Source organism: Lentilactobacillus parabuchneri DSM 5707 = NBRC 107865, assembly GCF_001435315.1.
In the GTDB taxonomy this organism is placed as follows: Bacteria; Bacillota; Bacilli; order Lactobacillales; family Lactobacillaceae; genus Lentilactobacillus; species Lentilactobacillus parabuchneri.
On record NZ_AZGK01000026.1, the window covers coordinates 1 to 11,992 of the forward strand.

Sequence of the window (11,992 nt, forward strand, 5' to 3'; positions counted from 1 at the left end):
TGGCTTTTTTAGCAAAAAAATAAACGCAAACTCTCCTGCGTTGTATACTTTAGTTGACCAAATTTTGTAATAGTTATAAACTGACCGCCATTCTGGGAAATCACCGGGGACTTGACGCCATTGGCAACCGGTTTTCAAGACATATAGGACCGCACAGAAGACCTCGTAGAGGTCATATTTTCGAGGCTTAGTTCGCTTACGAAAATTTTCTAAAGCTGGTCGAATTAATTCAAATTGTTGCCGAGTAATATTGCTGGGATAATTTTTCATAGCTTAAACTCGCTTTTTACATAGAAGTATATCAAAAATCATAGATCTTGGACAGCTTCTAAGGAGAATAAAATGTTATCTATTAATGATTTATCTATCAAATTACGTCATCCAATTCTTGATAATTTTAGTTATCAATTTCATTTAGGAAAAATTTATTTGATAATTGCAACGAATGGTACAGGAAAAACCACCTTTTTTAGAACTCTTACCAATTTGATTAAAAGGTCATCAGGTGGCATTCTTTTTGATCATGAAAAATTTAGCAACAGAAAGCAGTCTATTTTCTTTTATGAATCTCCAAATTGGTTAGATAGTAATTTATCTGGTCTTGATTATCTTAAATTTATTAAAAGTCAATGGAAATCACAGCTGAACATAAAAGAAATAGTTGATTATTGGGGAATGAGTGAGTATATAAAAATTCCCATCAAAAAATATTCACTTGGTATGAAACAGAAGGTAGTAATCTCCATGTATTTTATCAGTGATGCTAAATATCTTATTATGGATGAAATCAGTAACGGTCTTGATGAGAAAAGCCGACAGCTCCTTTATCAACAGATTTATTCTTTTGCTAAAAGTAAAAAGAAATGTGTTATTTTATCTTCACATTATCGTTCTGACATGGAACCGTTAGTTGATCATATTTTAGAGTTAAAAGACCAAGTTATGAAAGAAGTGTCTAAATGACTTACACAGTATTTCTGTTAAAAAAAGCCTTTAAGTCGAGACTTTTAATAACCTCACTCCTCTTAATCGTGATTATTATACTATCTTTACTGGCTTTTAATATTAAGAATAAAAACAGTGAAACTCTCATTACTAATGCTGAAAATCAAATAGTCTTTGATAATAAGCAAATCAAGCAGGGACTACCCGACAGGAGTCAAGCCAACCAAGATAATATCAAACTACTAAAAAAAGATATTAAAGCAAATCAACATATTAAATATCTTATTCATAAAAAGCAGTGGCAGTCAGCTTATAAGGCTCAGATTAGTTATAATAACGGTCAATTGGGGGCTGAAAACAATAGTAAAGTGATTGACAAACAGCTGGTTAACCTTTTAATGAGCGAAAATTATCGATGCAATTTTTTAGCAAAACTAAATCTTTCTGAGCAATCTAGAACTAGCCCAACAACGGGGATCTCTTTTTCAATTTTCACTGATCAGGTTATCTCAGCTGTGTTGATACCGTTATTACTTATTTTTAATTTGGGACTTTTGTATGATAAACGGTTTGCCCGTAGTATTGATAAAGATAATTTACTACCCATGAGCATTGGAACTAATGTTATTCAAAATATTGAAGCTGGTATAGGCATTGCCTTACTATTCGTTCTTGTCGTAATAGTCACTAGCTTTATATCAGCATCTGCTATCTCAGGTATTGGGAAATGGCATTATCCGATTGCTTTCTTTGATTTTAAAATACCCTTTAATCTTTACATCAGTCAGGGGAATCTAATTGGCCCTATCTTGATCATGAGAATTTTAACCGTTTGCTTTATTGTCACCTTTGTTTATTTTATAGCTATGATTATTAAACAAGCGCTCCCCGTAGTTTTAATTAGCACAATTGGATTAATCGGGACAAATTTAGTGACGCCATATTTTAAACCGTTAGCAAAATTAGGACAATATTTGCCAACCAGCTATTTTAATGGCGTAAACATTGTATCTGGACAACTTGCTCATGAAACTAGAAATATTCACTTTAATTATATAAATGGGATTATCTCCTTGATTGTTTGGACAATATTCTTCCTAACAATGATTTATTTAATTATGAAAATTAAGCAGCGCTCATTTGATACCAATCAATTTTAATAGAGAAAAAAGGTTACTAAAAGATTAAAAAGCAATCAAAAATATTATATTACTAAATATTTCTGATTGCTTTTTAATCTTTTAAAGAAACTGGATGTAAGCTGATTCCTGAGACAACTTTTAAGAGAGCGTATAATGAATAAATCGTCTCTCAAAAGGAAGGAATTTTTACATCCAGTACTAGTTCAAAATTTCACACTATCGAGGATAATAGTGCTAATTTAAATATGGATAAAATAACTCATTTTAATTATGTACCTAATCAGAAGGGAACAGTATCCGGAATGTTTTTTGAATTATTAGGAAAAGAAACTTTTCCTAATTTACGTATTTTACAGCATGGGTATAGTAATATATATGATCTTTATGCTCAGATAAAAACCACCAAAAAAACAGATGACATTATTCTTGAATTCAAACTACATGTTAAAGATTTTATCCAAGATATCGTGAAGGGTACAAAGAAATGGAGCGACGTAAATTATCTTGTTGTGTTTGACTTCACAGCGACTGATGAACAGTATGTAATGGAGCAAGGATTTTCAGTCGCTAAAGAAGAAAATTTATTAGATGATCACTTATTTGCCTGTGCTTCTATTGACTCTCAGGCTAATGAGCCAATATATATTATCTCCATCAAAGATATTTTAAATAGAAACACTGCGAAATTGAGAAAATAAAATAATTATTTTTCCTTAATCAGTACCTGTATCTCCATTTAGCCCTTGTTTACAATAGAATATTCTCTGCAACCAGTAGTTGCTTTTAGTGCGCTAATAATTAGCGTGCTTTTTTATCACTTCAATATGATAATTAATCTATTGAAAGTGAGGTTACGCTTATGATTTTAGGGCAAAGGATAAAAGAAGAACGAGAAAAAAGACAATGGACGCAAGATTATCTTGCAGAAACGCTTAATATTTCTCGTCAGGCCATTTCTAAATGGGAAGTCGGGAGTGCTTATCCCGATATTGATCGTTTGGTGCAAATCAGCAATCTATTCGACATTACCTTAGATAGTTTAATTAAGGGAGATGATTCACTAAAAAAAAGCATAGTTATTACCAAAAACGCAAGGGCACAAACTAATGTCTGGGAATTTATGCGTAGTACTGGTTGGATGATGGTAATTGCAATTATTTATTTAATCACCAAAATGATTATTGCTGTCTTTAGTTAAGAAACATTTAGGGTCTATAACCTTCAAATACCCCCTCGAAAACGTTGAAAGAATAACCCCTAATATCTATAATGTAGATATTAGGGGTTATTTATTTTCATATTATAAAAATAGCTTCTTTTATTCGTTATTTTTTCGATACCTTTTAGAACGATTTTGACCAGGAAATAAACGATCATGCGACCCCACTCGAATTCCGATTAAGACTAGTTCATCTTTATCAATCGTATAAACAACCAGGACATCGTTAGTTTCGCTTGGTGTTTTGTTTTTCGGGGTATCTCGTAAATGAAATTCATTATAGCCGCTCATTCGCCGATTAAGCTCATGATCTTCAAATTCTGGTGGTAATTGTTGTTGCTCAAGCAACAGATCAATGGCTGCTCGAACTTCATCAATAATAGATTTGTCTAAACTGGCTAACCGTTTTAGATCAGCATTAAAGGTTGCACGTGGTTTAAATCTTAATTTTTTCATTATTTAAACTGACCCCAATAATCATCATTTGATTCAACAATTTCATCATCAGGTAAAACATGTCGTTTAATTAACTGATCACGCGCAATTGCATATTCTAACGAACCTTCTTTCGCTTTTAATGCTCTTTCTAGCCAGTCCATTTTTTCTTGTGAAACGATGGCCACTGCGCGACTATTTGAACGAGCAATATAAACTGTTTCGTCTTCGTCATTAACTTGATCTAAATATTTTTTTAGGTTAGCGCGAAAATCGCTCTGTGTTAGTGCTAATGTCATATTTACCACCCTTTCTTTGTACTCAATATTGTACTTTAACTTGTACTAAAAATCAATTTTTTAAGGAGCTAAAACTATGCAACAAGTTGTCTTACCCATCAAAGATTCAAATGTTCTCAAGGAGGTTCAAGATACCTTACTCAACAACTTTAAAGCTGGCCGGCGTAACTATACAGTTTTTCAAGTTGGCAAAGCGACACTGCTGCGAGTCAGTGATGTCATGCGCTTAAAACAGGCCGATATTTTTAATCCGGACGGTTCTATTAAACAAAATGCGTTTATTCACGATCGAAAAACGGGTAAACCTAATACCTTGTACCTTAAACCGGTTCAACCAGAGCTCTTATTGTACCGTCAATGGCTACTTGATCATAGACTAGCCTCTGAATGGCTCTTTCCTTCCATTCAACACCCCGAGCGCCATATCACGGAAAAACAGTTCTACAAAATTATGAGTAAGGTTGGCGATCTGTTAGGCATTAATTATCTAGGGACCCATACGATGCGCAAAACCGGGGCTTATCGGGTCTACACGCAATCAAATTATAATATTGGCTTAGTCATGAATCTGCTCAATCATTCCAGTGAGGCGATGACTTTAGCTTATTTAGGCTTAGACCAGGCTAGTACTGAAACGATGCTCGATCAAATTGATTTTGGATAGAAAAACATATAAATCGTATATAAGCTCGGGAATAATAACCTAAAGTGCTGTTAAACACAGCTTCAGTTTTTATTGTATCCAGTTTCTCGAGACCTTAGCCTGTTTTTCCACATACTTTCCCGTTCAATAATTTTCTCTCTGCCTATTGAACCTAATGCATAAGCTTCTAATATTGAAAAATGAAAATTCTGTTTTATATAATTTTCATCAAATTTCTTTTTACTTTCTTCATTCAATTCTTCCAATCCTTTATTGCCACCGGTTAAACTATTGTAATAGCTTATCCATCGTCCCCATATGCCCTTTACTCCTGTTGCAGAGCCAACATATAATTTGCTGTTTTTTTCATCTGTAATCAGATAAACGCCTTCAATATTTTGAAGAACCTGCTTCCAATCATGCAAATATCCATGGTCAATTTCAGATAATTTATTATAGGTTAAATCCAGTTTCTTGTAACCAGGAAATTTTTCGCCTGTATAAAACGGACTTGGAAGAATTTCTTTAATTAATACTGTGGGGAATAAGTTATCTAATTTCCTATAAACACTTCTGGCCTCTAATTTTACTTTGACAACTAATCTACCGACGTATTTTTCATACTCTGACTGCCACTCAATATTGTACTTATCATTAGTTTTATCTCTGTCTATAATTTTAAATACGCCTCCAAAAAGAAACGTATCGGAATTATCAGGGTATTGAGCAAATGTGATGACGAAATCGCTTGGGAACCTTTCACCTTTGCTATTATGCATACGGGTTTGCCATTGGTCCCAACCATCATTGTCAGCTTCAAATAGCTGATTATGTAAGACCTGTAATGGAAAGTATCTATTACCGGCTTCTTTATCAAAAGTTGGTTTGGCAAAATGCAAACGATATTTCTGATACTCATCTGGATTAACTGGGATTAAATCGTTTAATTTGATTTCATTGTTCATAATCGTTACTCCTCCACAGTGTTAACATAAATATTTTTCTATCTAGTTGCTACTATCCAACTGCTTCCATTAAAGACCGCCATGATAATATTTAGTTGCTGTTTGCCCGGGAAGTTTAACATATAAATAATGTGTCTGCCGTTTAACTACAATTGTATCCTTGCCACCCTTATACATACCATTTTTGTGACCATTCCCTGTTAATTCATATTTATAGTGTCCTAAAGCTCGGTATTTGACTCCTGTTACTTTTACCCCAGACATTCCCATCTGCCCAGAATAGTAAGACGCTTTTTTTATCCTATATTGCCCCCATACTTGTCCTTTAGGATTATAGCTCCAAGTTCCTCTAATCAAACTGGGAGTCCCTTTGTGCCAACTCGAAGCCTTAGTAATCATACTTGTACTACTAAACCCCAGTGTAAGACTGAATAAAACTATACCTAATTGCTGCCATTTTTTCATAGTGTGCCCTCCATCTTAAAAACAATAAATAGTCGAATAATATGATAAGAAATAAAAACACCGTCACTTAACAATTAGATCATTAAGATCCGCAAATTTTTTTATAGTTGCAGGATTAGCAGTTCTATAATTTAATATTTTACCTACTAGTCCTGAAACGTTTTTCGCATCTCTTAATCCAAGATTCGTTATACGCCCTGTATTCAACTCTAACGTAACCTTATCAGCTAAATAAAAGTCACCAACAACTTTCTTATGGACCAATACAATAACGAGTTTAACAGATTGTATTTTAACAGCATTAACTTTCCAATGGCCGTCTGCTAATTGTGCTAAACGATCAATTGGCAAATTGTCTCCCTCACTTAACTTAAGAATTAACAATTTATCGGCTCTATCCATAATTTGAATCATTCCATTCTTATTTAGTTTAATTAAGCTAATTAATTTGATTAGTTTAATTAAACTAAATATTAATACATCTTAAAGCTTTGTCAACCTTTATTTTGTTTAACACTTATAGCATATATGTTTAAAAAATAGCATATATGCTATAAGTGAGATATGGAAAAAACAGAATTTGAAACTTACAAACGTCCCAATGGTCATGATGAATTCGATGAATGGTTACAGCAACTGCCAATTAAAGATCGCGCTAAATTACTGCAAGTGATTACAGATACGCAGGAACAGGGTTTACTAGCCACTCAACGCATGACTTGGGTTAAAAAGATAGAATCAGCTAAAAATTTATATGAATTAAGAAGTAAGGTATCCAGTAATATTCAACGGGCATTATACTTTCACGTTAAGGGACCAAAATATGTGATTACCCATGGGTTTACCAAAAAGACACAAAAAACACCACCCGCTGAAATTAAACATGCGATTGAATTACGAACTGAATGGGAGGATAGTCAAAATGAAAATCAATGATATTTTAACCCGGGAATTAAAAGACCCTAAGTTTGCTGAAGCTTATCATGCTGACAAGGAAAAATCTGCCAGTGCCTTAGCGTTGTATCATACTCGTGAAGAAGTTGGCCTAACTCAGGCCGATTTAGCTGAAAGAGCAAACGTCCCTCAATCCACCATTGCTAGAATCGAACGTGGCGATAATGTAACGTTTGATAAACTAGCTGAAATTGCCCATGCTATGGGTAAAACAATTAAAATTGAATTTACTCAATAAGTTAGACCTTTAAAGGGGTATTTGGCAGCAGTTGATTTAATCAACTGCTGCTTTTTTGATCAAGCTAAATTAGCTTGCGCCGTTTGCGCAAAACTCCGCCTGAAAGGCTCCTGCTGAAGGCATGCTCATGATGCAAAATCATTCGGCTGACAGCCCCCGTCTGGAAGACTTTTTTACTCAAATTCCGATAGCAATTTTGAGTAAAAACGCGAAGCTTTGCCAAAAAGTGGCTAGCCAATCGGCTAGCCATTTTGGCATTGCACAGCGAACTTGGGGGTCAAGGGGGAGCGTTAGCTGTCCCCCTTGCAAGCACCGCAGCTGCCACAAACGTAGTCTTGTGGCTAACATGCGGGTTGCTTGCCAATCCTCTGTTATTCGATTATCATTAGGAGGTAGTCAGCCTGCGGCTGATCCGACTTTTGATATCTCGAATAACTTTGCCCGCAGGGCAACGGAGGTGGGACTTGTGAACGAACCACAAAATCTGGCTAGCACAAAAAAGACGACTCAGGTTCATCGTCAGGCTAGCAAACAAATTAATTTTCGGGTGAGTGAACCGGACTATTTAAAGCTGGCGCGTTCCGCGCAAACTTTAAATCTGTCCGTGCCGGCTTTTGTCAAAAAGAAGGCCCAGGGGGCGCGCTTAGTTGCCCCTAAGATTACTGCCCAAGATGCCCAGAACATCACTCATCAGTTAGCTAAAATTGGCGGTAATCTTAATCAATTGGCCCATCATGCTAATCAAGGTGGTCAAATCGATCCCCAAGCATTAAAGGATTTACAAAACGAGGTGCACCGCGTATGGCAACAACTCACATAAAACGTTCCACCAGTGCATCTAGGTTAGTTAATTACGCTGAAAAACGGGCCGTCAAAAAAGATGGCCTCAATTTAGATATTCAGTACGCTAAAAGCGAATTTAAACAAGTGCGGGCCGTCTATGGCAATCCTGGGAAAACCCAAGCGTATGCCAGCCGGATTGCCTTTAGCCCGTTGGAATTTAATCCGCAAGATCCTCATGATCAGACAACGGTTTTAGCCGTTGCCAAAGAAGTTTATGCCAAAGCCTATCCCAATCAACAGGTGGCCCTTTATGAACATGCCGATACCGATTCGTTACACGTCCATGCCGTCATTGGCGCGATTAACCTGGAAACCGGGCAAAAAATGCACGGTAATTGGCACCAATATCGCGATCACTTAGTCCACATCACGGATCAAGTGTGCCAGGAACATGGCTTAATGGTCACCCGGCCCGATCCTAACCGTCACGAGAAACGCTCAATGGCCGAAATTAAGCTCCGGGCTAAACAGCAGCCCACTTGGAAAGATCAAATCCGCCAAGCCGTCGATCACACCATGCAGAACCCCCTGATTCGCGATTTTCAGGCCTTTCAGGACGACTTGAAACAACAGGCAGTTAAAGTATGGGAACGGGGCAAAAATCTCACCTATCAGCTATTAGGGACCAATTACAAGTCTCGGGGAACCAAACTCGGGCTTGATTATGAAAAGGAGACGATTTTTAATGAGTTGGCAAGCCGACAAAACCAAACAAGAACCAACCAGCAACCAGAACGAACCGTTAACCCAACAATTGACCCAGCTCAATCAGACCATAGCCGAACTCCGGAATTACCAGGGCACTCAGATTCAACTGCAAGCCACAGCCAAAACGTCCCTCGATCAACAACTTCATCAGATCGAACAGACCGCCCAACAAGTCAACCAACAGTTTCAGACGACCTTAAACAACTTAGACAGCAGCAACGCCAGCTCTCAGGCCCAATTAAAACAGACCTTACAAAGCGCCTACGCAGCATTCCAAAAGCAGACCAACCTGATCAGTCAGGAAAATCTGACCGCGCTCAAACAAATTCAAACCGAACAAGCCAAAAACAACCAGCGCCTCAGCCAACTCAGCGACCAAGTGAACCAGACCATTCAAGAGACGATGGCCCAAGTCGCTGATCAAATGGATCAGCAGTTACAAACCACGAAAAAGCGGTTCTCGTGGTATGAAATTAAGAATTATCTGCTGGCTGTGATCCCGACTGGTATTCTGACAGGCCTTATTTTCTGGTTATTGACCAAGTATTTCGGTTAGTTCAAGTTAAGCTTTCAGTTTTTCGCGTCCTCAATTGCTGACAATTTTATTCCAGGGTTAAACCAAATTGGCGTTTTATTGACATGAATTTAGGATTTTGAAACCAATTAGCGTATTTTTCGCTTATTATTGGCTATATTTATCGTTTCTAAGCCATTTTAAATCAGTTCTGGTGTATTTATATGCCAGTTAACTAAAACGGCTGAGAAACGATTTTAGAGCTAATCTGAAATGACCCCTTGATTCTTGAATTCTTCTGAGTGTTGCGCCCGATATTTAGCCCCAGCTAGTTTATTCCAGTAAATACCGAACAGATTCGTCATGGTCCCGTACAAATAGTTTTCCACGTCCTTAACATGCTTCTCGTTACTTCTGAGCACGTTAAAGTATCTTCTCAAGGTCTTAGTTATCAGTGGTTTAAGCGTATCGTCACCTAAATTAATTTTGACTCCTAAGGCTTGATGTTCTTTTTCGAGGTTGTTTTTAGCATTCAAAATGATGCGGATAAAGCGTCGCATTTGTTGTGGTGTTCGACACCAGAAACTGAGCAGTTGAATGGCTTCGGGTTCTAAGAAGACTTCCCAGCCACTTTCTGGATCGGTTAAGAACTCGTCAGCATGTTTTACTAAATCTCGATTTTGCTTTTGAATTTCTGCTGGTGAAAAATGGGCTGTGGAAAAGTTCAACTTTTGAGTATCTATATTGTATCTATTAGTATCTATGTTTTTAAAGTCTTTATATAGATCGTGTCCGATTTTCGGATTTTCGCTCGTAGCAAGGGTTTGCGGGGTGTCGTCAACGAACTTTCGCGAATGTCCGATTTTCGGATTTTCGCTCGTAGCAAGGGTTTGAGCGGTCTTCCGCGAACGTCCGATTTTCGGATTTTCGCTCGTAGCAAGGGTTTGCGGCTCTTTTTGAGCATATTCACCGCGTAAATAGACGTCAGTTGACTGCATATCTAGTTCGGCCAGGTAAAGTCGATTGGGTTCGTTTTTGCCAGTTTTGGGATTGAAATGCATGGCTTTTTGATAAAGTAGTCCTGCACGTTCCAAGTCTTTTTTCACGGCTGCTAACTTATCATTTGAGCAGTCGAATAAATCTTTAAGTTCTTGATTGGTAAAAATAAAGTAGACGTGCCCTTCCTCATCAATCCAGTGATTGCGTAAAGAATACTCTAGCCGGTCTTTTAGTACCATGTAAGCTAGCTTAGCGGCATCACTTAATCCTCGATATTGCTGGCTATACATCAATACTTTTGGAAACTGGAAGAACAAGGCCCCATAAACGTTATCAGCTTGATAAAACTTGAAATTTGTTTGATCCATTATAAAAACTCCCTTTCTATGTCCGACCCATGCTGGCTCAAAAGAGAGTTGCTAAAACATAAGACTTGTTTTAAAATACAAATCTGATATGCTCTAACTGAATTACAAGGCTTTCATTGGTCTGGCGGCTTTATAATTCATCAGCATGGATTCCTTTTCTTGGTTGCCCAATCGGCAACTTTTTTAATTTCTAACAACAAAATAGGACTAAATAGCCGTTGGCTACTTAGTCCATCTTTAATTTCTTGTTTGTTATTATCTACTCTTGTCCCGATTTAAGGGTATGAGGTATAATGAATACAAGCACAGAAATCAAAGTTCAAACATTCATTCTGCCAGGTCTGAATGTTTGGACTAAGTAGCTGTTATCTAGCTACTTGCTAAGAATATAAAATCTCGATCCCAATCGGATCGGGATTTTTTCTTGGCTTGATTTTTATTTACTTTTATTTTGTTGTCAGATTAGTTTCAGTTTAGCACACCACTTTCAGTGCAACAATAACTATCTTTACAGATTCCAGTTGTACTTTGAATCGATTAACCTCAAAATAGAAAAAAGAACATTTTTAATTTAACTGGGTGGTGATTGGCATTGGCAAAAACAATTAAACAACTTGCAGATGAATTAAAGGTCTCCAAACAGACTATTCAATATCACTACCAAAGACTACCAGCAAATAACCAACAAAAGAATAGTCAGGGCACAAACCTTATTAGTCCCACAGCAGAAAGGATTATAAGAGGTAAGGTAGCAAAGCCTTTGCTAGCAAAGAAGCAACAAAGAGGTAGCAAAGAGCCACCAAAGACTAACAAAGAAAATGATGAGCTGGTCGCTACTCTTAGAAGAGAAGTAGAAGATTTAAAGTCTCAACGCGACAAACAGCTTGCTACCAAAGACCGACAAATAGATCATCTAACAAAATTGATAGATCAGCAACAACAATTACAATTAGCAACCGTAACTAAAAATCGTGAGCTAAAGGAACGTGTGCAGAAATTAAGTAGCTTGATTGAAACTTCTAAATCAGTTCAAGAACAACAATCAACTGATAGGAACAATGGTTTGCTGAATGATCATAATCCTGATAATAGCAAAGACAAAAATAAAGCTAATAAAAGATGGTGGCATTTTTGGTAGTATCAAACTAAATTCATTTTTTAAATTAATTACTAAATAAGAAGGTGCTAAGTTGATTTATAAGTCGAGAAAATCAATTTTAAACATGAATGTCAAGGGCAGTTTAAAAATGTAGGT

18 protein-coding genes are annotated in these 11,992 nt (G+C 36.8%); 11 read left to right on the forward strand and 7 right to left on the reverse strand.

All coding sequences use genetic code 11. From position 1 onward, the window contains the following. Positions 1 to 270 (reverse strand): transposase (locus FC51_RS11750; protein ID WP_057911372.1); only part of this gene is annotated, 270 nt, incomplete at its 3' end. Positions 271 to 342: 72 nt separating this feature from the next. On the opposite strand from FC51_RS11750, the gene FC51_RS11755 reads away from it, so the two are divergent. From FC51_RS11755 to FC51_RS11770, 4 genes are all read left to right on the forward strand, one after another. After that, positions 343 to 963 (forward strand): ATP-binding cassette domain-containing protein, encoded by a 621-nt coding sequence (locus FC51_RS11755; RefSeq protein ID WP_057911373.1) that lies wholly within the window; start codon positions 343 to 345, stop codon positions 961 to 963. Then, a complete protein-coding gene (locus tag FC51_RS11760) occupies positions 960 to 2,105 on the forward strand; it encodes a hypothetical protein (protein ID WP_057911374.1) in 1,146 nt (381 codons plus the stop codon). The genes FC51_RS11755 and FC51_RS11760 overlap by 4 nt, the downstream gene beginning before the upstream one ends. Positions 2,106 to 2,332: 227 nt before the next feature. Further along, positions 2,333 to 2,785, forward strand: coding sequence for a hypothetical protein (locus FC51_RS11765; RefSeq protein WP_057911375.1), 453 nt, complete (start codon positions 2,333 to 2,335; stop codon positions 2,783 to 2,785). 161 nt (positions 2,786 to 2,946) lie between these two features. Then, positions 2,947 to 3,285 (forward strand): helix-turn-helix domain-containing protein, encoded by a 339-nt coding sequence (locus tag FC51_RS11770; protein WP_057911376.1) that lies wholly within the window; start codon positions 2,947 to 2,949, stop codon positions 3,283 to 3,285. Positions 3,286 to 3,405: 120 nt separating this feature from the next. On the opposite strand, the gene FC51_RS11775 is transcribed toward FC51_RS11770, so the two are convergent. Continuing rightward, positions 3,406 to 3,762 (reverse strand): type II toxin-antitoxin system YafQ family toxin, encoded by a 357-nt coding sequence (locus FC51_RS11775; protein ID WP_042494406.1) that lies wholly within the window; start codon positions 3,760 to 3,762, stop codon positions 3,406 to 3,408. Continuing rightward, entirely contained in the window at positions 3,762 to 4,040 is a 279-nt protein-coding gene (locus FC51_RS11780; RefSeq protein WP_002834561.1) for a type II toxin-antitoxin system Phd/YefM family antitoxin, read from the reverse strand. Before FC51_RS11780 ends, FC51_RS11775 begins: the two co-directional genes overlap by 1 nt. A 76-nt stretch (positions 4,041 to 4,116) precedes the next feature. On the opposite strand from FC51_RS11780, the gene FC51_RS11785 reads away from it, so the two are divergent. Further along, positions 4,117 to 4,704 (forward strand): site-specific integrase, encoded by a 588-nt coding sequence (locus tag FC51_RS11785; protein ID WP_057911377.1) that lies wholly within the window; start codon positions 4,117 to 4,119, stop codon positions 4,702 to 4,704. 62 nt (positions 4,705 to 4,766) lie between these two features. On the opposite strand, the gene FC51_RS11790 is transcribed toward FC51_RS11785, so the two are convergent. The 3 genes from FC51_RS11790 to FC51_RS11800 all read right to left on the reverse strand — a co-directional run bounded on the left by FC51_RS11790 (position 4,767) and on the right by FC51_RS11800 (position 6,464). Further along, the gene (locus tag FC51_RS11790; protein WP_057911378.1) at positions 4,767 to 5,648 is read right to left on the reverse strand and encodes a GIY-YIG nuclease family protein; all 882 of its coding nucleotides are present in this window, start codon (positions 5,646 to 5,648) and stop codon (positions 4,767 to 4,769) included. A gap of 69 nt (positions 5,649 to 5,717) precedes the next feature. Next, the gene (locus FC51_RS11795; protein ID WP_057911379.1) at positions 5,718 to 6,113 is read right to left on the reverse strand and encodes a hypothetical protein; all 396 of its coding nucleotides are present in this window, start codon (positions 6,111 to 6,113) and stop codon (positions 5,718 to 5,720) included. Positions 6,114 to 6,176: 63 nt separating this feature from the next. Further along, entirely contained in the window at positions 6,177 to 6,464 is a 288-nt protein-coding gene (locus FC51_RS11800) for a hypothetical protein (protein ID WP_155519323.1), read from the reverse strand. 213 nt (positions 6,465 to 6,677) lie between these two features. On the opposite strand from FC51_RS11800, the gene FC51_RS11805 reads away from it, so the two are divergent. The 5 genes from FC51_RS11805 to FC51_RS12485 all read left to right on the forward strand — a co-directional run bounded on the left by FC51_RS11805 (position 6,678) and on the right by FC51_RS12485 (position 9,412). Beyond that, positions 6,678 to 7,049 (forward strand): type II toxin-antitoxin system RelE/ParE family toxin, encoded by a 372-nt coding sequence (locus FC51_RS11805; protein ID WP_057911381.1) that lies wholly within the window; start codon positions 6,678 to 6,680, stop codon positions 7,047 to 7,049. Then, positions 7,036 to 7,305: a helix-turn-helix domain-containing protein gene (locus FC51_RS11810; RefSeq protein WP_057911382.1), complete on the forward strand. Its 270-nt coding sequence runs from the start codon at positions 7,036 to 7,038 to the stop codon at positions 7,303 to 7,305. Before FC51_RS11805 ends, FC51_RS11810 begins: the two co-directional genes overlap by 14 nt. Before the next feature lie 466 nt (positions 7,306 to 7,771). After that, on the forward strand, positions 7,772 to 8,125 hold the full coding sequence (locus FC51_RS12610; protein ID WP_225355077.1) for a plasmid mobilization protein: 354 nt from the start codon (positions 7,772 to 7,774) through the stop codon (positions 8,123 to 8,125). Further along, the gene (locus FC51_RS11820) at positions 8,107 to 9,276 is read left to right on the forward strand and encodes a relaxase/mobilization nuclease domain-containing protein (RefSeq protein WP_057911384.1); all 1,170 of its coding nucleotides are present in this window, start codon (positions 8,107 to 8,109) and stop codon (positions 9,274 to 9,276) included. Before FC51_RS12610 ends, FC51_RS11820 begins: the two co-directional genes overlap by 19 nt. Further along, entirely contained in the window at positions 9,260 to 9,412 is a 153-nt protein-coding gene (locus FC51_RS12485; protein ID WP_162838578.1) for a hypothetical protein, read from the forward strand. The genes FC51_RS11820 and FC51_RS12485 overlap by 17 nt, the downstream gene beginning before the upstream one ends. Positions 9,413 to 9,633: 221 nt before the next feature. Here the strand turns inward: FC51_RS12485 and FC51_RS11825 are convergent, their stop codons facing one another. Further along, entirely contained in the window at positions 9,634 to 10,737 is a 1,104-nt protein-coding gene (locus FC51_RS11825; protein ID WP_057911385.1) for a replication initiator protein A, read from the reverse strand. A 592-nt stretch (positions 10,738 to 11,329) separates the two neighbouring features. Here FC51_RS11825 and FC51_RS11830 point away from each other — a divergent pair. Further along, entirely contained in the window at positions 11,330 to 11,875 is a 546-nt protein-coding gene (locus FC51_RS11830; RefSeq protein ID WP_057911386.1) for a DUF536 domain-containing protein, read from the forward strand. Positions 11,876 to 11,992: the final 117 nt, after the last annotated feature.

Bases quoted from the DNA above. Each gene is read 5' to 3' on its own strand.
- FC51_RS11765 (WP_057911375.1), top strand. From the start codon at position 2,333: ATGGATAAAATAACTCATTTTAATTATGTACCTAATCAGAAGGGAACA.
- FC51_RS11795 (WP_057911379.1), bottom strand. From the start codon at position 6,113: ATGAAAAAATGGCAGCAATTAGGTATAGTTTTATTCAGTCTTACACTG.
- FC51_RS11810 (WP_057911382.1), top strand. From the start codon at position 7,036: ATGAAAATCAATGATATTTTAACCCGGGAATTAAAAGACCCTAAGTTT.
- FC51_RS12485 (WP_162838578.1), top strand. From the start codon at position 9,260: ATGGCCCAAGTCGCTGATCAAATGGATCAGCAGTTACAAACCACGAAA.
- FC51_RS11790 (WP_057911378.1), bottom strand. From the start codon at position 5,648: ATGAACAATGAAATCAAATTAAACGATTTAATCCCAGTTAATCCAGAT.
- FC51_RS11760 (WP_057911374.1), top strand. From the start codon at position 960: ATGACTTACACAGTATTTCTGTTAAAAAAAGCCTTTAAGTCGAGACTT.
- FC51_RS11820 (WP_057911384.1), top strand. From the start codon at position 8,107: ATGGCAACAACTCACATAAAACGTTCCACCAGTGCATCTAGGTTAGTT.
- FC51_RS11780 (WP_002834561.1), bottom strand. From the start codon at position 4,040: ATGACATTAGCACTAACACAGAGCGATTTTCGCGCTAACCTAAAAAAA.
- FC51_RS11755 (WP_057911373.1), top strand. From the start codon at position 343: ATGTTATCTATTAATGATTTATCTATCAAATTACGTCATCCAATTCTT.
- FC51_RS11770 (WP_057911376.1), top strand. From the start codon at position 2,947: ATGATTTTAGGGCAAAGGATAAAAGAAGAACGAGAAAAAAGACAATGG.
- FC51_RS11785 (WP_057911377.1), top strand. From the start codon at position 4,117: ATGCAACAAGTTGTCTTACCCATCAAAGATTCAAATGTTCTCAAGGAG.
- FC51_RS11825 (WP_057911385.1), bottom strand. From the start codon at position 10,737: ATGGATCAAACAAATTTCAAGTTTTATCAAGCTGATAACGTTTATGGG.
- FC51_RS11805 (WP_057911381.1), top strand. From the start codon at position 6,678: ATGGAAAAAACAGAATTTGAAACTTACAAACGTCCCAATGGTCATGAT.
- FC51_RS11775 (WP_042494406.1), bottom strand. From the start codon at position 3,762: ATGAAAAAATTAAGATTTAAACCACGTGCAACCTTTAATGCTGATCTA.